Here is a 21926-nt window from a genome sequence, read left to right on the forward strand (position 1 = left end):
GTCCTTAATCAGAGTCATTGCGGGCTTTGCGGCTCGGTCACGCCGGGTGCGGGGACCGGGGTCGGTTGTTCGGGAGTCAACACGGGAGCAGCCTGCGGAGTGCTGCTATCAGCAGGCACCACAGGCGCCGGGCTCGAAGCCTCTGGCACCTCCTGATTCGTTATCGGCGCAGGACTGGATCGATAATCAGCGCGCCGCTTGAGCTGGAACTCGCGCACTGCATTATTGTGCGCATCCAGGTCGTCGGAGAACACATGACTGCCATCACCACGAGCCACAAAATACAAACTGTTACCCGGCACCGGATTCAACGCTGCATGGATCGCTTCGCGCCCAACCATCGCAATCGGAGTCGGTGGCAACCCCGGGATCATGTAAGTGTTGTAAGGCGTCGCCTCACGCAAATGCGCACGGGTCAATTTACCGTTGTAGCGCTCGCCCAAACCGTAGATCACCGTAGGATCGGTTTGCAGCAACATGCCAATCTGCATGCGCCGCACGAAGACACCGGCAATCTGCCCACGCTCCTGCGGTACACCGGTTTCCTTCTCCACCAGCGAAGCCATGATCAGCGCTTGATAGGGCTCAGTGTACGGTGCGTCAGCCGCGCGCTTGCTCCATTCTTTGGCGAGAACATCATCCAGACGCTCGTAGGCTTTTTCCATCAGTTCCGCATCGGTCATGCCACGGACAAAACGGTAGGTATCCGGAAAGAACCGTCCTTCGGGAAACACGCCTGCATGACCGAGCTTGTTCATCACTTCGCTATCGCTCAAGCCGGTGAAGGTCTGTTCAAGTTTTTCCTGCTTGGCCAAGGCTGCGCGTACCTGACGAAAATTCCAGCCTTCGACCAGGGTCAGGCTGTACTGCACCACTTCGCCACGCTGCCACAGGCCGATCAGACCCTGGGCGCTCATGCCCGGCGTCATGCGGTACTCGCCACCATGCAGCGGTTGTCCGTCGAGATTCAGCCGCCAGTACAGCCGCAGCCAAAAGGAGTCCTGCAGGACGCCGTCGGCCTGCAGGCGATTGAAGGTTCCGCTCGGTGTCGAACCGGGCGGTACATCAAGCAATTGTTCGTGTGCCAGGTTGAGCGGCTGCTCCAGCGCCGAGTTCAGCTTCCAGGCCGAAGCACCCAGCACCAGTCCCGCCAGAACCAGTCCGGCTTCCAGCAGCAGCAAGAATTTACGTCTCACAAATCAAGCATCCAGTAGCGCGCGGGCAATGCCTTGCAGTTTACGGGTGAGTGGCCCAACCGGCCAGCTCAACGCTGCATAAGCGCGTACCGGCCAAACGCCGTACACGCTATTGCAGACGAAGACTTCGTCGGCCTGTTGCAGCTGGTCGAGACTGATCTCGGTAATCTCTGTGGGAATACCCAGCGACCTGGCTTGAAACAATAATTCAGCTCGCATCACGCCAGCGACGCCGCAGCGACTCAAGTCAGCCGTCAGCAGTCTGTTATCGCGCACCAGAAACAGGTTGCTGAACACCCCTTCGATCACGCGTCCGGAAACGTCCAGCATCAAACCTTCGGCATGCTCGGCATCATCCCACTCGGAGCGGGCGATGACCTGCTCCAGACGATTCAGGTGCTTGAGCCCGGCGAGCAAGGGCTGCTCGCCAAGTCGCGTAGCGCAGGGAAAAAGGCGAATACCCTGCTGACCATAGGCAGGCGGGTATGCCGCAGGCGGATTGCCTTGCAGAATCCGTCGAGCTTGAGCAGCCGGATCGGCAGCGTAGCCGCGCAGACTGTCGCCACGGGTGAGGATCAACTTGAGCACACCCTCGCCCAAGGCTGCGGCATAAGCCAACAGCTCGCTGCGGATCAATGAGTGATCCGCAGCGATGGCCAGACGCGAACAGCCCTCGGCCAGACGCTGCAAATGCCGATCCAGCAGCAATGGCTGGCCGGCCTTGACGGCGATCGTCTCGAACAGACCATCACCGTAGGCCAGGCCACGATCTTTGAGCGACAGAGCGTCAGCCGGCTGACCGTCGACCCAGCCCTGCATCAACCGGCGAACCGGCGGAACACCAGGGAACCGTTGGTACCGCCAAACCCGAACGAGTTGGACAGCACGACATCGATATCCATGTCACGTGCGGTATGCGGCACGAAATCAAGGTCGCAGCCTTCATCCGGCTCATCCAGGTTGATGGTCGGCGGCGCGACCTGCCCGTTGATCGCCAGCACACTGAAGATCGCCTCGACAGCACCAGCAGCACCCAGCAGGTGCCCGGTCATGGACTTGGTCGAACTGACGGCCAGCTTGTAGGCGTGCTCACCGAAGACAGTCTTGATCGCCTGGACTTCCGCCAGGTCACCGGCTGAAGTCGATGTGCCATGGGCATTGATGTACTGCACTTGATCAATGTTCAGCCTGGCATCACGCATAGCGTTTGTAATGCAGCGCGCCGCGCCCGCGCCATCGGCTGGCGGCGACGTCATGTGATAAGCGTCGCCGCTCATGCCAAAGCCGATCAACTCGGCATAAATGGTCGCACCACGAGCCTTGGCGTGTTCCAGCTCCTCGAGCACCAGGGCACCGGCACCGTCGGAAAGCACGAAGCCGTCACGGCCCTTGTCCCATGGACGGCTGGCGCGGGTCGGCTCGTCGTTGCGAGTCGACAACGCACGGGCAGCACCGAAGCCGCCCATACCGAGACCGCAGGCGGCCATCTCGGCACCGCCGGCAATCATCACATCGGCTTCGCCGTAAGCAATGTTGCGCGCCGCCATGCCGATGCAGTGCGTACCGGTGGTACAGGCTGTCGAAATGGCGTAATTAGGCCCCTGGGTACCCAGATGGATAGACAGGAAACCGGAAATCATATTGATGATCGAGCCAGGCACGAAGAACGGAGAAATCCGTCGCGGGCCTTGCTCATGCAACGTGCGGCTGGTTTCTTCGATATTGGTCAGACCGCCAATACCCGAACCGATGGCCACACCGATACGCTCACGGTTGGCGTCGGTCACTTCCAGACCGGAGTTACGTACCGCCTGAAACCCGGCAGCCAGACCGTACTGAATGAACAGGTCAAGTTTGCGAGCTTCTTTTACCGACAGGTATTCCTCGACATTGAAGCCCTTTACCGAGCCGCCAAAACGGGTGGAATAGGCAGAAAGGTCGGTGTGTTCGATCAGACCAATGCCACTACGGCCAGCCAGAATGCCCTGCCAGCTGCTCGGTACATCCGTGCCCAGTGGCGACAACATACCCATACCGGTGACTACGACGCGTCTACGCGACACAGCACTCTCCTTCTTCTAATGACGACACTTTGTATCAGGTCTAAAGAAAAAACCGCACGCCATGATGGCAGTGCGGTTTTTCCATGACAGCAAGCGACGACTACAAACTATTAAGCCTGATGGCTGGTAACGTAGTCGATAGCAGCTTGAACGGTAGTGATCTTCTCGGCTTCTTCGTCAGGAATTTCGGTCTCGAATTCCTCTTCCAGAGCCATCACCAGCTCAACGGTGTCAAGGGAGTCGGCACCTAGGTCTTCTACGAAGGAAGCAGTGTTCACAACTTCTTCTTCTTTAACGCCCAGTTGCTCAGCAACGATTTTCTTGACGCGCTCTTCGATGGTGCTCATACCTTGTTTTCACTCCTAATGGACAAATTCAGGCAGCTGGCCAGTGGGTAAGTGTATAGAAAGGCTTTTCAGCTTTTCAACTGAAAGCTTCACTCCTCAAACCCAGCCAGCCATCTGCCTATAAATAGATTGCAGCTTTATAACGGATTTTAGACAGCTCGTATGACATTTTTTTGAAGCAAACCGTCACATTTAACTCATGTACATCCCGCCGTTCACCGGGATTGTAGCCCCAGTAACGTAAGCCGCACCGTCCGAAGCCAGAAAAGCGACCACTTGCGCAATCTCTTGAGCTTGCCCCAGACGGCCCAGCGGAATTTGCGTCAGCAAAGCTTCACGCTGTGCCTCAGGCAATTCGCGGGTCATATCGGTATCGATGAACCCGGGAGCCACCGAGTTTACCGTAATCGACCGCGAGCCGACTTCACGCGCCAGAGCACGACTGAAGCCTTCCAGTCCTGCCTTGGCCGCTGCGTAGTTTACTTGGCCTGCGTTGCCCATGGCACCCACAACCGAGCCGATACTGATAATTCGCCCCCAACGCGCCTTGGTCATGCCGCGCAGAACACCCTTGGACAGGCGGAACAGACTGTTCAGGTTGGTATCGACGACATCATGCCATTCGTCATCTTTCATGCGCATCATCAGATTATCGCGGGTAATACCGGCGTTATTGACCAGAATCGCCGGCGCACCGAACTGCTCCTGAATGCTCGCCAGTACTGCAGCCACGGACTCGTCGCTGGTGACATTGAGTTCCAGGCCTGTGCCTTGAATACCGTTTTCTTTCAGGGTCGCAGCAATACGCTCGGCGCCCGAAGCGGAAGTTGCAGTGCCGATGACTACGGCACCCAGACGACCCAATTCAAGAGCAATAGCTTGACCAATACCGCGGCTGGCACCGGTAACCAGTGCAACTTTACCTTGCAGACTCATGCAGGCTTCTCCTAATTCAAGCCAGCGCTGCACGAGCGGCAGCGAAAGCATCTGGGGTATTCAGATTAGAGGTCGATACGCCTTCGGCGCAGCGCTTGTTCAGGCCGGCCAACACTTTGCCAGGACCGCATTCGACCAGCTGGGTGGCGCCATTGGCAGCCAGGCACTGGACAGACTCGACCCAACGTACCGGCTTGTAGAGCTGCTCAAGCAGATCACGCTTGAGTGTCTCAAGATCCGCCGCAACACTGGCGCTGACGTTCTGCACCAACGGGATTTGCGGAGCCTGCCAGTTGATCGCAGCGATCGACTCAGCGAAACGCTCGGCAGCCGGACGCATCAATTCGCAGTGGGATGGCACGCTGACCGGCAACGGCATCGCTCGCTTGGCACCACGCGCCTTGCAACCCTCGATGGCGCGCTCGACAGCTGCCCTGGCACCTGCGATCACAACCTGACCCGGCGAGTTGAAGTTGACCGCGCTGACCACTTCACCCTGCGCCGCTTGCGCACAGGCCGCCAGCACATCGGCATCGTCCAGACCGAGAATCGCGGCCATGCCACCCTGCCCGGCCGGTACGGCCTCTTGCATCAACTGACCGCGACGCTCCACCAGCTTCACAGCATCGCCCAGGCTCAGGCTGCCAGCCGCGACCAGCGCGCTGTATTCGCCCAGGCTATGACCTGCGACATAGGCCGGGCGCGCACCACCTTCAGCCAGCCACAGGCGCCACAACGCGACGGACGCAGTGAGAATGGCCGGTTGGGTTTTATCGGTTTGATTGAGCTGTTCTTCCGGCCCTTGCTGGGTCAGTGCCCACAGGTCATAGCCCAGAGCATCGGAAGCTTCTTTGAATGTTTCAAGGACCAACGGGTATTGCGCGCCCAACTCGGCCAGCATGCCGAGGGACTGCGAACCCTGTCCTGGAAAGACGAATGCGAGGGATGCAGACATGTAACAAGCCCCTAATGATCTTGTCGTCGGAGAATTGACGTCCCATATAAAGGACACAAAAAACTGACAGTTGGATGACTGATTGAACTAAGCGGTCACATTTAAGCATTCTCGAGCGAAAACGCCTAAAGCAACAGATCCTCGAGACGACCGTGCAAGCGCTCCGGCAGGTTTTCCTGGATCTCGATCACGGCCCGCTGAATCGCACTTTGGAACCCCTGCACCCCCGCCGAGCCATGGCTTTTCACAACGATGCCCTGCAAACCGAGAAAGCTCGCACCATTGTGCCGCGCAGGCGCCAGATCAGCCTGCAAGCGTCGCATCAACGGTAGCGCCAACGCACCGACCATTCGCGATACCACGCTCTGCCTGAACAACGCTTCAATTCGCGCCGCAATCATGGTCGCCAGGCCTTCGCTGGACTTGAGCAGGATATTGCCGACGAAACCGTCGCAGACCACGACATCCGCCTCACCACGGTACAACCCATCCCCCTCTACGAAGCCGATGTAGTTCATGCCGCGGGCATTTTGAAGCAGACTCGCCGCCAGCTTGACCTGCTGATTACCCTTGATGTCTTCGGTACCGATATTCAGCAATGCCACCCGCGGACGGACAATACCCAGCGTTTCAGCCGCAACCGACCCCATCACCGCAAATTGCAGAAGATGCTCGGCACTGCAATCGACGTTAGCCCCCAGATCGAGCAACTGGCAATAACCGCGCTGGGTCGGAATGGCTGCAACCATCGCCGGACGATCAATACCCGGCAGGGTTTTCAGCACATAGCGCGATAACGCCATCAGCGCACCCGTATTGCCAGCACTGACGCACGCCTGAACCTTGCCATCTCGCAACAACTCAAGCGCCACACGCATCGAGGAGTCCGGCTTGCCGCGCAGGGCTTGCGATGGCTTTTCATCCATGGCGATCACTTGCGTGGCCGACACGATATTCAAGCGCGCGCGATCCACAGCCGACTGGCTGGCAATCAGTTCTTCTAAAAGGGGGAGTTGACCGACAAGGGTCAGGTGCAGCGAGGGCGTAGCAGACAGACAAGCAAGGCTGGCCTGAACAATGCTGCGGGGACCGAAGTCCCCGCCCATTGCGTCAATCGCGATGACTTGAGCGGACAAGGATTACTCGTCAGCGCCCTTGTCGATCACTTTACGACCACGGTATACGCCTTCTGGCGATACGTGGTGACGCAGGTGAACTTCACCGGTGGTTTTTTCTACAGACAGGGTGCTAGCCTCGAGAGCATCGTGGGAACGACGCATGTCACGGGCAGAGCGGGATTTTTTGTTCTGCTGAACAGCCATAATTGATTAACTCCTAAACGTTTGGGTCACGCTTTAACTGCGCCAATACACTGAACGGGTTGGACCGCGTTACCTCGTCCTCGCTCGGTTCGGGCTCATCGAGACCCGCCGGCTGCTGGCATTCTTCCGGATGATGAGCAGGCACAATGGGCAAGGCGAGCAAAAGCTCCTCCTCGATCAGTGACTGCAGATCCAAAGGATCTTCGCCCAGTTCCAGCACGTCATAACCTTTCGGCAACGACTGGGTATTCGCACCCTCTTTCACCACAGCATAACTGCATTCGCTGTGGATCGGCAGGGTGACCAGCTCAAGACAACGCTGGCAAACCATTTTGACTTCGACATCGATAAAACTGTGGATAACCACAGATTTACGCTCATCTCGCTCAAAAACGAATTTAGCCTGCACCGTACCGACAGTATCGGAAAGCGGGTCGCAGAGTCTCTCCAAATCGGCCAGCAGCAGTTCACCTTGAAGGGTGGTGCCACGATCAGCCAATTTGCGCGGGTCAACGTGAGGTGGAATCGGGTCATTCAACATAGGCGCAGCATTATAGGGATGCCCCCGGCCATGTCAAAGGAAATTCAACCCTGTCCGCCACTTGGAAGCCTCGCTAGAATCCACGGCTATCATCAGGAGAACCGCATGCTGCCTTTATTACTTGCTTCAAGCTCGGCCTATCGTCGTGAATTGCTGGCTCGCTTGCAACTGGCATTTACCTGCAGCTCACCGAATATCGACGAAAGCCACCGCCCGGGCGAGCCCGCCATCGACCTGGTCAAACGCCTGGCCAAAGAGAAAGCCCAGGCCCTGAGCAGCAGCCATCCCGCCCACCTGATCATCGGCTCCGACCAGGTCGCCGTGCTGGACGGCCAGATCATCGGCAAGCCACACACCTTCGAAAAAGCCCGGGAACAACTATTGGCCGCCAGCGGTGCCAGCGTGACCTTTCTGACCGGCCTGGCACTGCTCAACAGCCAGACTGGCCACTGCCAGGTCGACTGCATACCCCTCACCGTTCACATGCGCACACTCGATCAAGCACGTATCGAGCGCTACCTGCTCGCCGAACGGCCCTACGACTGCGCAGGCAGCTTCAAAGCCGAAGGATTGGGCGTGAGCCTGTTTCGGAGCACCGAAGGCAGTGACGCCACCAGCCTGATCGGCCTGCCGCTGATCCGCCTGGTCGATATGCTGCTGGCCGAGGACGTGCAAATCCCTTGAATTGGCGCCCTACCCCACAGCCACTGGCGAAGCCTGCGTTCGACCGCGAAGCACTCACCAATCCAGATCGCACGAAGCTAACCACCTGCGCTCAACTATAAAAAAACCGGCCACGTGAGCCGGTTTTTATGCTGCGCGTTAATCAGCGCAATGTCGGCCCTTGAAAACCCATCCACATTGCCAAGTGCTCGGCAACGCTGGCTCCGAGCTTTTTCGAGAAGCGATCGAATGTCGACTCCTGAATCGTGAAGTCAACCAGCTCTTTCTCACCAATCACATCCCGCGCCACTGAGCTCGCACTCCCCAGCCCATCGATCAAGCCCAACTCCAGCGCCTGCTCACCCGACCACACCAGGCCAGAGAACAGCTCAGGATGTTCCTTGTCCTTGAGCCGGTCGCCACGCCCCTGCTTGACGCTGGCGATGAACTGGCGATGGGTCGTGTCCAGCACACCCTGCCAGAATTGGGTTTCCTCAGGCTTTTGCGGCTGGAACGGATCGAGGAACGACTTGTGCTCGCCAGAGGTATACGTCCGACGCTCGACACCAAGCTTCTCCATCGCCCCTACAAAACCATAACCCGCCGCCGTCACACCGATGGAGCCAACCAGACTGGCCTTGTCGGCGTAGATCTGATCCGCAGCACTGGCGATGTAATACGCGCCAGAAGCCCCCAGGTCCGAGATCACCGCATAGACCTTGATCTCAGGATGCAGGCCGCGCAAACGACGAATCTCGTCATAGACATAACCCGACTGCACTGGACTGCCACCCGGACTATTGATCCGCAGCACCACGCCCTTGACCTTCGAATCGTCAAAAGCAGCCCGCAAGCCACCGACAATATTGTCAGCACTGGCGGGCTCCTTGTCGGCAATCATGCCGCTCACATCAATCAGAGCCGTGTAGCCAGAGCCACGCGTTGCGCTTTTTTCCACGTCCATCAGCGGTGTAAACAACGCCATCGCCGCAAACAGATAAACGAAGGTCAGCAGCTTGAAGAAAATCCCCCAGCGCCGCGAGCGCCGCTGCTCTTGCACGCCGGCCAAAAGGGTCTTTTCAAGCAGCTTCCAGCTTTTCTCGTCACTGCCTTCGGCACTCGCCTCGCTTGGCGCCTTCCACTCATCCTTCATACCATTTACCCCAGCAAAAACTTAATTGGCCCGCCGGCTCAGCCAGGCGTGCAGCTCAGAAAAATGATCAATGGCCAGACGTGGCTCGAACACACGCAGGGCATCCATCGATTGAGCACCATAGCTGACCGCAACCGAATCCATACCGGCATTGCGCGCCATCAACAGATCGAACGAAGAGTCGCCCACCATCAACGCCTGCTCGGGACCGACTTCGCAATGGGCGAGAATCTGCTCCAGCATCAACGGATGTGGCTTGCTCGCAGTTTCGTCGGCAGCACGAGTGATATCGAAATAATCCTCCCACCCATGAGACTTCAGCACTCGATCCAAACCTCGACGGGCTTTGCCAGTGGCCACAGCCAGGCGATATCCCTCGCAACGAAAAGCTTCGAGAGACTCGACCACACCGGCAAAGAGTGGCGAAGGCTCGGCCTCGAGCGCAATGTAGTGATCCGCGTAGCGCTGACGGAACGCAACCAGGTCAGCGTCGCCGATTTCCGGGTACAAGGTGCGGATCGCCTCCGGCAAACCCAGACCGATGATGCCTTTGACGGCAAAATCGTCTCGCGGCGGCAAATCCGCTCGCGCAGCCGCTACCTGCATTGCCTCGACAATTCGACCAATGGAGTCGGCCAAGGTGCCATCCCAATCAAAGATCAGTAGCTTGTAATCAGCTAGCACTCAGACGCTCCACGGTCCTGGCCCACATTTCGTCCACCGGCGCCTGCAGTTTGAGTTCGCCGCCATCAGGCAACGGCACGGTCAGCATGTAGGCGTGGAGGAAAAGGCGCTTGCCGCCCATCTCGCGAATCTCTTTACTGAAGTCCTCATCGCCGTATTTGCTGTCACCGGCAATGCAGTGCCCGGCATGCAAGGTGTGCACGCGAATCTGGTGGGTCCTGCCAGTGACAGGCTTGGCTTCGATCATCGTGGCGAATTCACCGAAACGGCGCAGCACCTTGAAGACCGTGAGAGCCTCCTTGCCCTCCTCATTGACTTCAACCATGCGCTCGCCGGAGCGCAGGTTGCTCTTGAGCAGCGGCGCACGAACCTGCTTGATCGATGTCGCCCAGTTACCGCGGACCAGCGCCATGTAGCGCTTATCGACGCCATCACCACGCAAAGCGGTGTGCAGGTGGCGCAACATGCTGCGTTTTTTCGCAATCATCAGCAGGCCGGAAGTGTCCCGATCCAGGCGATGGACCAACTCCAGCTCTTTAGCATCGGGCCGCAACTGACGGAAGGCTTCGATAACCCCGAAGTTCAGACCGCTACCGCCGTGGACCGCAATGCCGGCCGGCTTGTTGATCACAATCAGCGCCTTGTCTTCAAAGACAATCGACGCTTCAAGGCGCTGCAACAAACCCTGAGCCAAAGGCACCGGCTCGTCGCGCTCAGGCACGCGCACAGGTGGCACACGGACAATATCGCCCGCCTGCAGCTTGTATTCGGGTTTGATCCGTCCCTTGTTCACGCGCACTTCGCCTTTACGCAAAATGCGGTAAATCAAGGTCTTAGGCACGCCTTTAAGCCGAGCGAGCAGGAAATTATCGATTCGTTGGCCGGCATATTCCGGCGAGACCTCAAGCAGCTGGACGCTGGGGGTCAGGGGGGCAGTAGTCGTCATGCCGGGAATGATAACAATTTTTATGGATTTGAAGCACTTAATGATTGCTGCTATAGTCGCGGACGCCGCCAAAAGCGGCCTGGGCAGCGGACCAACGGTCGAAGACCGACCCTGACCAACGCAATTCATCAGGACGCAAGGCCGTCCTACGGGGCTTTCGCTACAATTATGGAAGGTTCGCGATTGTAACAAGCGCAGGTGACATGAGGCCTGAAGCGAGCGCAAGAAGCAGAGTGATTACTCGTCTTTTGCGCCGATATTCACGGCCAGTTCACAAAGTGCAGTCGATCTCGAATGAGCCTGAGCGAAGGCTTCGGAAACACCGCCTAAATTAGCCATGATGCGTGACCTCCCCTTTCGGAGCTCACGGTAAATGCCAACCCGCTGCGGATTCTGCGCGCGGCAGCACCCGAATTATCAGGGATACGTGTAGGGTGGAGATGCACAACCGTCGGACTGTGTAGCACTAGGCTTATATTTAGACGCTTCATCTCGTCCACCGTCGCCGGTTGATTCCTCCTCCTGACTGAGTGCTTAAGTAGCCACAGCAAGCAGGACGCGTACGTCGCGACTCCGGCCCAATTGGTCGAACCTCGCTAGACACTGGAGTGTCCAACCACTCCTGACGCACCTGACACCGACCGTGAGAAGTCGTGTGTGCCGAACGCCGTTTCCGGCAGCCCGGAAACCGACGGTACTACATGAAAAGAATGCTGATTAACGCAACTCAACCCGAAGAGTTGCGTGTTGCACTGGTAGATGGCCAGCGCCTCTACGACCTGGATATCGAATCCGGTGCACGCGAGCAGAAAAAGGCCAACATCTATAAAGGCCGGATTACTCGCATCGAACCAAGCCTTGAGGCTGCCTTTGTCGATTTCGGCTCTGAGCGCCACGGCTTCCTGCCACTCAAAGAAATCTCCCGCGAATACTTCAAGAAAGCCCCCGAAGGCCGCGTCAACATCAAGGACGTCCTGAGCGAAGGCCAGGAAGTCATCGTCCAGGTCGAAAAAGAAGAACGTGGCAACAAGGGCGCAGCCCTGACCACCTTCATCAGCCTGGCCGGTCGTTATCTGGTTCTGATGCCGAACAACCCGCGTGCCGGCGGTATCTCCCGTCGTATCGAAGGTGAAGAGCGCAACGAACTGCGTGAAGCCCTGAACGGTCTGGTTGCTCCAGCCGATATGGGTCTGATCGTGCGCACTGCCGGCCTTGGCCGCAGCAGCGAAGAAATGCAGTGGGACCTCGATTACCTGCTGCAACTCTGGACCGCCATCAAAGAAGCCTCGCTGGATCGCTCCGCGCCATTCCTGATCTATCAGGAAAGCAACGTGATCATCCGCGCCATCCGCGACTACCTGCGCCAGGACATCGGCGAAGTGCTGATCGACAGCATCGAAGCCCAGGACGAAGCCCTGACCTTCATCCGTCAGGTGATGCCGCAGTACGCCAGCAAGATCAAGCTGTACGAAGACAGCGTACCGCTGTTTAACCGTTTCCAGATCGAAAGCCAGATCGAGACCGCCTTCCAGCGCGTCGTTGAACTGCCTTCCGGCGGCTCCATCGTTATCGATCCGACCGAAGCCCTGGTGTCCATCGACATCAACTCGGCGCGCGCCACCAAAGGCAGCGACATCGAAGAAACCGCTCTGCAGACCAACCTTGAAGCTGCCGAAGAAATCGCCCGTCAGTTGCGCCTGCGTGACATCGGCGGCCTGATCGTCATCGACTTCATCGACATGACCCCAGCCAAGAACCAGCGCGCCGTGGAAGAAAAAGTCCGCGAATGCCTGGAAGCCGACCGCGCTCGCGTACAGGTCGGTCGTATCTCGCGCTTCGGCCTGCTGGAAATGTCCCGTCAGCGCCTGCGTCCATCCCTGGGTGAAAGCAGCGGTATCGTCTGCCCACGCTGCAGCGGCACCGGCATCATCCGTGATGTTGAATCGCTGTCGCTGGCGATCCTGCGCCTGATCGAAGAAGAAGCCCTGAAAGACCGCACCGCCGAAGTTCGTGCCCAAGTGCCGATCCCGGTCGCTGCGTTCCTGCTCAACGAAAAACGCAACTCGATCACCAAGATCGAACTGCGCACCCGTGCACGCATCGTCATTCTGCCGAACGATCACCTCGAAACGCCTCACTTCGAAGTTCAGCGTCTGCGCGATGACAGCCCGGAAGCTCACGTCGGTCAGTCCAGCTACGAAATCGCCGCTGCCGCTGCCGAAGTAGAAGAAGTTCAGCCGGTCGCCGCTACCCGCACCCTGGTTCGCCAGGAAGCCGCGGTGAAAACCGCTCCGGCACGCGCCAATGCTCCGGTTCCGGTTGAAGCCCCCGCCGCACCTGTTGCTGCGCCAGTCCACGTCGCCGAACCAAGCCTGTTCAAAGGTCTGGTGAAGTCGCTGGTCAGTCTCTTCGCTACCAAAGAAGAACCTGCCGCTCCGGTCGTGGTTGAAAAGCCAGTCACCGAACGCCAGCCGCGCAACGAAGAGCGCCGCACCGGTCGTCAGCAGAGCCGCAGCCGTAACGGTCGTCGCGACGAAGAGCGCAAGCCGCGCGAAGAACGTGCACCTCGTGAAGAACGTGCACCTCGTGAAGAGCGCGCGCCTCGTGAAGAACGTGCACCCCGCGAAGTCCGTGAAGAAGTAGCGGCCGTAGCAGCTCGTGAAGAACGTGCACCACGCGCTCCGCGTGAAGAACGTGCCCCACGTGCTCCGCGTGAAGATCGCAAACCGCGCGAAGCTCGTGAAGATCGCCCGGTTCGTGAGCTGCGCGAGCCGCTGGATGCAGCTCCAGCCGCAGTTGCCGAAGAGCGCCCTGCCCGCGCCCCACGCGAAGAGCGTCAACCGCGCCCACCGCGTGAAGAACGTCAACCACGTGTCGAGCAGGCTGCTGTCGCCATTAGCGAAGAAGAACTGCTGCCGAACGAAGAACAACTGCAGGATGACGGTCAGGAGAACGCCGAAGGCGATCGTCCACGCCGCCGCTCCCGTGGCCAGCGTCGTCGCAGCAACCGTCGTGAGCGTCAACGTGATGCCAACGGCAATGTGATCGAAGGCTCGGAAGAGACCGAAGAAAGCAGCGAAGAACCAAGCGGCGCCGCTCTGGCTGCCGGTCTGGCCGTTACCGCGGCTGTTGCCAGCACTGTGATCAGCGCCCCAGCTGAAGCTCAGGCTCATCAGCAAGCAGAACGCGCTACTGCCGTCACGCTGGAAACTGCTTCGGTTGAAGCGCCAGTGGTTGAAGCGACCACCGCGATTGAAGCGCCTGCCGCTCCTGCCGTTGAAGTTGCTCCGGTTCGTGAAGCACTCGTTGCCGAGCAAGCCGTTGTAGCTGAACAGCCAGTCGTCGCCGCAGAACCTGCGTTCGAAGCTCCGGTTGCTGAAAAAGCCTTTGAGCCGACTTATGACGCTCCAACCCCGTTCGACCGCGTCGCTGAATCGGTTGTCGTTGAAGCTCCAACTCCAACTCCAGCTCCAGCTCCAGCTCCAACTCCAGCTCCAGTCGCTGAAGTGGTAAGCGCCGAGCCAGTGGTTGCGGCTCCGGTTGAAGCGCCAGTGGTTGCCGCAGTGACAGAGCCGGTGGTCGAAGCCGCACCGGCAAGCGCCCTGACCGCAAGTGGTCGTGCGCCGAACGATCCACGTGAAGTGCGTCGTCGCAAGCGTGAAGCCGAGAGTCTGCAGAAAGAAGCCGAACTGGCTGCAGCTGCTGCACCTGTAGAAGCTGTGATTGCTGCCGAGCCTGCTCCGGTTGTCGCTGAAGTGGCCAAGCAAGCAGCTGTTGAACCTGCCCCGACCATCGACGAAAACCTGCATTCCGTCGAAGAAGTGGTAGAGCAAAAACCCAAAGCCCTGGAAGAAGAGCACGAGCCTAAACCCCTCGCCTGATTCCAACGGCTGTTAAAAAGCCCCGCCTGCTAACGCAGGCGGGGCTTTTTTATGTTTCAGTGATGCGGTGTTTCAGGCATTCCGTGTATTCGTTCATCGCGGGCAAGCCCGGCTCCTGCAGGAGACCGCGCGCCCCTGTAGGAGCCGGGCTTGCCCGCGAAGGCAGTTTAATCACCAACGGAGATTCGGAGTTTAAGTAAAAACCAACGCCGCCGGCACATCCACATCCCACAACACACCAGGATCGTCCACCGGCACTTCCAGCACCCTGGCCGAGGCAAACAAGGGTTTCGCCCCACGATCACCGGACAGACTCATCAAGGCGGCGCCAAACGAGCGCCCAAACCCCACCGGATGACCATATTCAGCGCCATGCACCGGAACACTGATGGCTTCGTCCTGAACCCCCTCCACCACTCGCTGGATACTCGACGACAAGATAAATGGCATATCCCCCAACACCACCAGCCAGCCACCCGAATCGGGACTGGCCGCAACGCCTGCCGCGATGCTGTCACCCATGCCAGCAGCGTCCAGCAGCAACACCTGGCAGCCATAAGCCTGCGCCAGCCGATTCACTTCAGGTCGATTAGCTGTCGTCACCAGCAGCCGCTCACCCAGGCCAGGAGGCAGGCTCAACAACACCTGCTCAATGACCGGTCGAACGACACCATCACGACCTTCGCACAATGCCAGCAACTTATCCTGTTCAGCACCGGCAACTTGCCGGTAGCGATTGCCCTGCCCTGCGGCAAGCACGATGGCGCATACCGGGGCCTTCAAACCACAGCCTCGCCCAAGGACTTCTTCTGCGGCAGATCAACGCCGTTTTTGATCGCAACAATCTCCGACATCAGCGACAACGCAATCTCCGCAGGTGTGTGACTGCCAATATGCAAACCAATCGGACCATGCAAGCGGTCTATAGCGTGTTCGGTCAGCCCAAGCACAGCGAGGTTTTCCCGACGCTTCTGGCTATTGACCCGCGACCCCAGCGCACCGACATAAAACGCTTGAGAATTGAGTGCCGTGAGCAGTGCCATATCGTCCAGACGCGGATCATGGGTCAAGGCGACAATCGCCGTGCGCTCGTCGGTTTCGATGCTCAGCACAGCGTCATCCGGCATGCCCGGCACGAAGCGGCCGTGCTGCTCTTCCCAGCCATAGACAAACTCTTTGCGTGGATCACAGATCAGCACCTCGAAATCCAGCAGCCGCGCCATCTCCGCGACATAACGGGACAGCTGACCAGCACCGATCAACAGCAGCCGCCAACGCGGACCGTAGATTGCGCGCAACGTCTTGCCGTCAAAGCTCAACACATCGCTCTTGCCTGCCGCGTGGAGAACGACCTCGCCGGTGAGCAGATTCAACTCCCGCGCGACAATCTCATGAGCCTCGCAACGCGCCAACAACTCAGCCACCCAGGCCGGATCACCGACTCGCTCTTCGGTCAGCCGCAAAGTGCCACCGCACGGCAAACCAAAACGCGCGGCCTCCTCGCGGCTGACACCGTAGGTCACCAACTGGACTGACGGCCCATCTACTGGCAAACGGCCATCGTGCAAGCGGGCAATCAGGTCGTCCTCGATACAGCCACCGGAGACAGAACCGATTACCACGCCGTCTTCACGCAAGGCCAGCATCGCGCCTGGGGGCCGGGGCGCACTGCCCCAGGTCTGGACCACACTGTAGAGCACCACTCTCTGCCCGGCGCGACGCCATAGCAGCACGCTGCGTAAAACATTCAGGTCGACACTGTCCATCAGGCTTTGGCCTGCTGCCAGCCTTGCAACTGGTAGCGAACCGGCAGACTGCGAATACGCTTTCCTGTCGCGGCAAAGATCGCATTGCACAGTGCCGGAGCGATCGGCGGCACGCCCGGCTCACCGACGCCGCCCAATGGCACGTTACCCGCAGGCGTAACCAGATGCACGGCGACTTCCTTCGGCGCCAGGTTCATGCGCGCCACCTCGTACATGTGGAAATTGTCCTGCTGGACCTTGCCGTCCTTGAAACTGATCTCCCCCAGCACGGCGTTGCCCAGGCCCATCACACAAGCGCCTTCAAACTGTGAGCGAATCCGCTCAGGGTTGATCTGCGGACCACAATCCACCGCGATATCAGCCTTGTGCACGATCAGCGAGCCGTCGTTTTTGACTTCGACCTCAATCACCGCCGCCACGTAGGTAACAAAACTGTAATGCACCGCCAGACCCAAACCACGTCCTTTGGGCAATTGACGGCCCCAACCGGCAGCCTTGGCCGCGGTTTCCAGGACGCCGCGCAAACGCGCGGTATCGATCGGATAATGCTCGGGGGATTCGCCATAATTCCACTCTTCGCTCAAGGTGCGCGGATCAATCTGGCGATCCGGGCCAAGCAGCTTGAGTTGGTATTTCAGCGGATCCTGCCCGGCCAGATGCGCCAGTTCGTCGACAAAGCTCTGAATGGCAAAGCCATGGGGAATGTTCGACACCGAACGATACCAGCCAACCCGGGTATGGGCGGCCGCTTCAGGGTTTTCCAGGCGCACATTGGGAATGGCATAGGCCATGTTGGTAAAGCCCATGCCCAGTTCGAAAGCGCCTTCGTGGTTCATGCCCGGAGCGAACAGCGCGGTGATGCTCGGTGCCACAGTGCGGTGTAGCCAGCCGGACGGCATGCCATCCTTGTTCAGGCCGGCCTTGAGATACTCGGCCGATGCGGTGTGGAAGTAGGAACAGTGAATGTCGTCCTCCCGGGTCCATTGCACCCGCACCGCTTTGCCCGGAAAAGCCTTGGCCAGGATCGCCGCTTCGAGGATGAAGTCGGGTTTGGATTTGCGACCGAAGCCGCCGCCAAGCAGCGTGACGTTGACCGTGACTTTTTCGAAGGGAATGCCCAGGCGCTCAGCGATGCGCTCGCGCGTCACTTGCGGTGCCTGACTCGGCGCCCAGGCCTCGCAGCGGCCGGCGTTGAAGCGAGCGATGGCGACCATCGGTTCCATCGGTGATTGCGCCAGATGCGGCAAGTAGTAAGCCGCTTCCAGGCTGCTGTCAGCGCTATCCATAGCCTCGTCGATGTTGCCGATGTTCCTCACCACTTTGCCCGGTTTCAAGGCTGCGGCTTCCAACTCCTTACGATAGGCAATCGAGTCGTAACCGGCATTGACGCCATCATCCCACTCGATCTTCAGCGCCTCGCGGCCCTTTATTGCAGCCCACGTGTTGCTGGCTATCACCGCAACACCGCCCAACGGCTGAAACTCCGATGGCAGCGGACGGCTTTCGATTTGCATGACCTTGATCACGCCCGGGACTTTCATCGCCGCACTGCCATCGAAGGATTTGACCTTGCCGCCATAGACAGCTGGCCGTGCCACGGTGGCAAACAACATGCCTTCGAAATGCACGTCGGCGCCATAAACGGCACGACCGTTGACAATGTCCACACCGTCTATGGCGCGCGTGGCCTCTTTGCCGATGTAGCGAAATTCCGAAGGCTGCTTGAGGCGCAGACTGTCACGCGTCGGCACCGCCAGCGCACTGGCAGCAGCCGCCAGTGCGCCGTAACCCAGTTCACGACCACTGGGTTGGTGAATCACTTTGTGCAATTGCGCATGGCACTCGGCCACCGGTACTTTCCATTGATCGGCCGCGGCTTGTTCAAGCATGGTCCGGGCGGCGGCACCGCAGCGGCGCATCGGCTCGTACCAATGACGCATGCTGCGTGAACCGTCGGTGTCCTGGTTGCCGAAGCGCACTTCATCGCCCGGCGCCTGCTGGACCTTCACCAACGCCCAATCAGCGTCCAGTTCGTCAGCGACCACCATACTGAGGCTGGTGCGCACGCCCTGGCCCATTTCCGAGCGGTTGCAAACCACCGTCACACTGCCATCGGCGGCAATGCTGACGTAGACCTTGGGATCATCGATCCAGCCATTGGGCATGCCGTCGGCGCCGAACTTCTTCTCTTCGGCAAACGCGTCCTGCCAACCCCAACTGGCTGCCAGCACCAGCGCGCTCGCGGCACCGACACCTTTGAGAAAGCCACGACGGCTGAGGTTGCTCAGGGCAAAGTCATTCGGCAACTGGCTCATACCTTGGCCTCCCGCAAATGAGTGGCTGCCTGACGGATGGCGGTTTTGATCCGGTTATACGTGCCACAGCGGCAAATATTACCGACCATCGCCTCCTCGATCTGTTCGTCGCTGGGATTGGGATTGACCTTGAGCAAGGCCGTGGCAGACATGATTTGCCCACCCTGGCAGAACCCGCATTGCGCGACCGCCGTCTCCAGCCAGGCTTGCTGAACCACTTGCCCGACCGGGTCGCTGTGGAGATTGTCGATGGTGCTGATGTGCTGGCCGGTCACCGAGCCGATTGGCGTAATGCAACTGCGCGCCGGTGAGCCATCTATATGGATGGTGCAGGCACCGCACAGGCCCATGCCGCAGCCGAACTTGGTGCCGCTGTAACCCACCACGTCGCGAATAGCCCAGAGCAGCGGCATATCCTCAGTGACATCCAACTGGTGATCCTTACCATTGAGTTTCAGGGTAATCATGGGCGCGCCCGCATATATTCTTGGTTATGGGGTCGAGCAATCTGCCGCGTGATGCCGCGTACTGGTGCATGCAGATCAACTCAGGCTAATCGGCTCTCTGATGAAAACAGCCGGTTTTTCATCGGGTCTTACCTGGAAACAAAGAGATGGAACAAAGAGATACATCGTTAGGAGGCCAAGTTAAACCAGCATTAACAAAAAAGCCCTGCGCACACGAAAGGTTTGCAGGGCTCTGGATTCAGACTTCAAGCGTAGCTCAATACTGATTGGGTTCCATTTCCAGCTGGACCCTGAAACGTTCGGCAATGTCTTTCTGGATTCGTTGCGCGAGGTGCAAAAGCTCCAGCCCGGTCGCCGCTCCGTAATTGACCAGCACCAAGGCCTGCAACCGATGCACACCGGCATCAGCCTCTCGAAAACCCTTCCAGCCAGCTCGCTCGATCAACCAGCCAGCCGCCAGTTTCATTTGCCCGTCAGCTTGTGGATAAGCCACCAGATCGGGGTATTCGCTTTTAAGCTCAGCGACCAAAGCCGCTGCCACCAACGGGTTCTTGAAAAAGCTGCCGGCATTACCGAGCACCGCCGGATCAGGAAGCTTCTCGCCGCGAATACTGCAAATGGCCTGACTGACATCGCTGGCGGTCGGATGGCTGATGCCCTGTTCAGTCAAGCGCTGGCGAACCGGGCCGTATTCGAGGTGCAGATGCTCGACGCGACTCAAGGCCAAGCGCACCCGCAGAATCAACCAACGCCCGGCCTCCTGCTTGAACAGGCTGTCGCGGTAGGCGAATTTGCACTCCTGCCGGCTGAAATCCCGCAGCTCGCCAGTCTGACGGTCCAGCGCGGTCAACCCGGCAAACACGTCCTTGATCTCGACACCGTAGGCACCGATGTTCTGCATCGGCGCGGCACCGACCGTACCGGGGATGAGACTGAGGTTCTCCAGACCGGAGAAACCCTGCTCCAGGGTCCATTGCACGAACGGGTGCCAGGTTTCACCCGCCTCAGCCTCAACGACAACCGTGCTGCCGTCGTCGCTCAACAGGCGAATACCTCGCGTGGCCATGCGCAGCACCAGCGCCTGAATATCTGCGGTGAGCAACAGATTGCTGCCGCCGCCGATCACCAGCAGAGGCAATGCGTGTTCAGCCGCATAAGCCAACCCTTGGCGGACATCGGCGTCGCTATGAGCCTCGGCGAACACCTGCGCACGGACATCGACACCAAAGGTGTTGAACGGTTTGAGAGAAACCTGCGTTTGCAGTTGCAAGGTCATAACCGCCCCTTCAATTCGATCACCAGCAAATCACTGGCACGCTCGATCAAGTCCAGCACCTGCTCGAAACCCTGATCACTGTCGTAATAGGGATCCGGCACTTCATCCACGGGGGATTCATAGCGACGCAGGAACAGGTCCAGCTCAGCCCTGCTGCTGGCCGGCTGCATGGCTTTGAGGTTGCGCAGATTGCTCTGGTCCATCGCCAGAATCAGGTCATAGGTGGCGAAGTCGGCACGGCTCACTTGTTGGGCACGCTGGGCGGACAAATCGTAGCCACGCAACTTCGCGGCCGCTTGGCTGCGTTTGTCCGGCGCCTTGCCGATATGCCAGTCGGCGGTGCCGGCGGAGGCAACTTCCACCTGATCCGCCAGCCCGGCCTCACGCAACTTGTGGCGCAGCACGCCTTCGGCCGTGGGCGAGCGACAAATATTGCCCAGGCAGACAAACAGAACCCGCATCAAGCCTCCAGCAGGCGCCGAACGCGCTCAAGGTCTTGCGCGGTATCGACACCCGCCGGCGGTGCTTCCAGAGCATCGTCAACGTGAATCCGCACGCCATGCCAGAGTGCGCGCAACTGCTCCAGGCACTCAGTGTTTTCCAGCCAGCACGGGCCCCAACTGACGAAGTCATGGAGGAAACCGGCACGGTAGGCGTAGATCCCGATATGTCGACGGTAAGGCACGCCGGCCGGCAATTGCTCCTGGCTCCTGGCGAAGTCATCCCGTGCCCAAGGCAAAGTGGCGCGGCTGAACGTCAGCGCCAGGCCATTGAGGTCGCTGACGACTTTGACCACATTGGTATTGAACAGGGTTTCAACGTCTTCTATCGGTTCGGCCAGCGTCGACATACGCGCTTCGGGATGGGCTGCCAGATTGGCTGCAACCTGATCGATCACCGCCGGCGGAATCATGGGTTCATCACCCTGCACGTTGACCACGATGGCGTCCGCGGCCAGACCCAGCTTCGTGGCCACCTCAGCCAGACGATCGGTACCGGAGTTATGATCCTCGCGGGTCAACACCACTTCGGCACCGAATGCCTTGCAGGCTTCGACGATGCGCGCATCATCGGTGGCCACCACCACCCGCTGGGCGCTGCTCTTGCAGGCCTGTTCCCAGACGTGCTGGATCATCGGCTTGCCGGCGATCATTTGCAGCGGCTTACCGGGCAGACGTGTGGAGGCGTAACGGGCCGGAATGACGACGGTGAAGACTGTGGTCATTTATCCAGTCGCTCGTCAGCGCTGAGGGTGCGGGCTTCACTTTCGAGCATTACTGGAATGCCATCACGAATCGGATAGGCCAGACCGGCGCCTTTGCTGATCAGCTCGGTTTTATCGGCACTGAGCTTCAGCGGACCTTTGCAGACCGGGCAGGCAAGGATGTCGAGCAATTTGGTGTCCATGAGAATTC

Annotated in this window: 22 protein-coding genes; 2 read left to right on the plus strand and 20 right to left on the minus strand. The window is 59.1% G+C overall.

The features are described 5' to 3' along the window. Positions 1-14: 14 nt before the first annotated feature. The 9 genes from mltG to AC07W5_RS09105 all read right to left on the minus strand — a co-directional run bounded on the left by mltG (position 15) and on the right by AC07W5_RS09105 (position 7360). A complete protein-coding gene (mltG, locus tag AC07W5_RS09065; protein WP_494993995.1) occupies positions 15-1196 on the minus strand; it encodes an endolytic transglycosylase MltG in 1182 nt (393 codons plus the stop codon). Between the two features lie 3 nt (positions 1197-1199). Further along, complete coding sequence (gene pabC, locus AC07W5_RS09070) at positions 1200-2015, minus strand: aminodeoxychorismate lyase (RefSeq protein WP_495023209.1); 816 nt, start codon at positions 2013-2015, stop codon at positions 1200-1202. Continuing rightward, a complete protein-coding gene (gene fabF / locus AC07W5_RS09075; protein ID WP_494993997.1) occupies positions 2015-3259 on the minus strand; it encodes a beta-ketoacyl-ACP synthase II in 1245 nt (414 codons plus the stop codon). The genes pabC and fabF overlap by 1 nt, the downstream gene beginning before the upstream one ends. A gap of 110 nt (positions 3260-3369) precedes the next feature. Continuing rightward, positions 3370-3606, minus strand: a complete 237-nt coding sequence (gene acpP, locus AC07W5_RS09080; RefSeq protein WP_003175607.1) for an acyl carrier protein — start codon at positions 3604-3606, stop codon at positions 3370-3372. Between the two features lie 192 nt (positions 3607-3798). Continuing rightward, the gene (gene fabG, locus AC07W5_RS09085) at positions 3799-4542 is read right to left on the minus strand and encodes a 3-oxoacyl-ACP reductase FabG (protein ID WP_494993998.1); all 744 of its coding nucleotides are present in this window, start codon (positions 4540-4542) and stop codon (positions 3799-3801) included. 16 nt (positions 4543-4558) lie between these two features. Then, positions 4559-5497 (minus strand): ACP S-malonyltransferase, encoded by a 939-nt coding sequence (gene fabD, locus AC07W5_RS09090; RefSeq protein ID WP_495010715.1) that lies wholly within the window; start codon positions 5495-5497, stop codon positions 4559-4561. A gap of 125 nt (positions 5498-5622) precedes the next feature. Next, positions 5623-6633, minus strand: coding sequence for a phosphate acyltransferase PlsX (plsX, locus tag AC07W5_RS09095; RefSeq protein ID WP_494994000.1), 1011 nt, complete (start codon positions 6631-6633; stop codon positions 5623-5625). 3 nt (positions 6634-6636) lie between these two features. After that, positions 6637-6819, minus strand: a complete 183-nt coding sequence (gene rpmF, locus AC07W5_RS09100) for a 50S ribosomal protein L32 (protein ID WP_003179396.1) — start codon at positions 6817-6819, stop codon at positions 6637-6639. A 13-nt stretch (positions 6820-6832) separates the two neighbouring features. Next, complete coding sequence (locus tag AC07W5_RS09105) at positions 6833-7360, minus strand: YceD family protein (protein WP_494994001.1); 528 nt, start codon at positions 7358-7360, stop codon at positions 6833-6835. Positions 7361-7465: 105 nt separating this feature from the next. Between AC07W5_RS09105 and AC07W5_RS09110 the strand changes: the two genes are divergently transcribed. Next, entirely contained in the window at positions 7466-8044 is a 579-nt protein-coding gene (locus tag AC07W5_RS09110) for a Maf family protein (protein WP_495023210.1), read from the plus strand. A gap of 142 nt (positions 8045-8186) precedes the next feature. Here AC07W5_RS09110 and sppA read toward each other — a convergent pair whose 3' ends face one another. Genes sppA through rluC form a run of 3 tightly spaced genes read right to left on the minus strand, consistent with a single transcriptional unit; the run spans position 8187 to position 10806 of the window. Continuing rightward, positions 8187-9176: a signal peptide peptidase SppA gene (sppA, locus tag AC07W5_RS09115; protein WP_494994003.1), complete on the minus strand. Its 990-nt coding sequence runs from the start codon at positions 9174-9176 to the stop codon at positions 8187-8189. Positions 9177-9197: 21 nt separating this feature from the next. Further along, on the minus strand, positions 9198-9860 hold the full coding sequence (locus AC07W5_RS09120) for an HAD-IA family hydrolase (RefSeq protein ID WP_494994004.1): 663 nt from the start codon (positions 9858-9860) through the stop codon (positions 9198-9200). Next, complete coding sequence (gene rluC / locus AC07W5_RS09125; protein ID WP_495023211.1) at positions 9850-10806, minus strand: 23S rRNA pseudouridine(955/2504/2580) synthase RluC; 957 nt, start codon at positions 10804-10806, stop codon at positions 9850-9852. Before rluC ends, AC07W5_RS09120 begins: the two co-directional genes overlap by 11 nt. Positions 10807-11507: 701 nt before the next feature. On the opposite strand from rluC, the gene rne reads away from it, so the two are divergent. After that, entirely contained in the window at positions 11508-14687 is a 3180-nt protein-coding gene (gene rne / locus AC07W5_RS09130) for a ribonuclease E (RefSeq protein WP_495023212.1), read from the plus strand. A gap of 192 nt (positions 14688-14879) precedes the next feature. Here rne and AC07W5_RS09135 read toward each other — a convergent pair whose 3' ends face one another. The 8 genes from AC07W5_RS09135 to AC07W5_RS09170 all read right to left on the minus strand — a co-directional run bounded on the left by AC07W5_RS09135 (position 14880) and on the right by AC07W5_RS09170 (position 21918). Further along, a complete protein-coding gene (locus AC07W5_RS09135; RefSeq protein ID WP_495010720.1) occupies positions 14880-15470 on the minus strand; it encodes a nucleotidyltransferase family protein in 591 nt (196 codons plus the stop codon). After that, on the minus strand, positions 15467-16453 hold the full coding sequence (locus tag AC07W5_RS09140; RefSeq protein ID WP_495023213.1) for an XdhC family protein: 987 nt from the start codon (positions 16451-16453) through the stop codon (positions 15467-15469). The genes AC07W5_RS09135 and AC07W5_RS09140 overlap by 4 nt, the downstream gene beginning before the upstream one ends. Further along, on the minus strand, positions 16453-18768 hold the full coding sequence (locus AC07W5_RS09145) for a xanthine dehydrogenase family protein molybdopterin-binding subunit (RefSeq protein ID WP_495023214.1): 2316 nt from the start codon (positions 18766-18768) through the stop codon (positions 16453-16455). Before AC07W5_RS09145 ends, AC07W5_RS09140 begins: the two co-directional genes overlap by 1 nt. After that, positions 18765-19235, minus strand: coding sequence for a (2Fe-2S)-binding protein (locus tag AC07W5_RS09150; RefSeq protein ID WP_495023215.1), 471 nt, complete (start codon positions 19233-19235; stop codon positions 18765-18767). The genes AC07W5_RS09145 and AC07W5_RS09150 overlap by 4 nt, the downstream gene beginning before the upstream one ends. Before the next feature lie 256 nt (positions 19236-19491). Continuing rightward, positions 19492-20511: a UDP-N-acetylmuramate dehydrogenase gene (murB, locus tag AC07W5_RS09155; protein ID WP_495010723.1), complete on the minus strand. Its 1020-nt coding sequence runs from the start codon at positions 20509-20511 to the stop codon at positions 19492-19494. Next, on the minus strand, positions 20508-20972 hold the full coding sequence (locus tag AC07W5_RS09160) for a low molecular weight protein-tyrosine-phosphatase (protein WP_495023216.1): 465 nt from the start codon (positions 20970-20972) through the stop codon (positions 20508-20510). Before AC07W5_RS09160 ends, murB begins: the two co-directional genes overlap by 4 nt. Then, the gene (gene kdsB, locus AC07W5_RS09165; protein ID WP_495010725.1) at positions 20972-21736 is read right to left on the minus strand and encodes a 3-deoxy-manno-octulosonate cytidylyltransferase; all 765 of its coding nucleotides are present in this window, start codon (positions 21734-21736) and stop codon (positions 20972-20974) included. Before kdsB ends, AC07W5_RS09160 begins: the two co-directional genes overlap by 1 nt. Then, positions 21733-21918 (minus strand): Trm112 family protein, encoded by a 186-nt coding sequence (locus AC07W5_RS09170; protein WP_494994014.1) that lies wholly within the window; start codon positions 21916-21918, stop codon positions 21733-21735. The genes kdsB and AC07W5_RS09170 overlap by 4 nt, the downstream gene beginning before the upstream one ends. Positions 21919-21926: the final 8 nt, after the last annotated feature.

It is taken from the genome of Pseudomonas sp. GW821-FHT01E05, assembly GCF_059422425.1.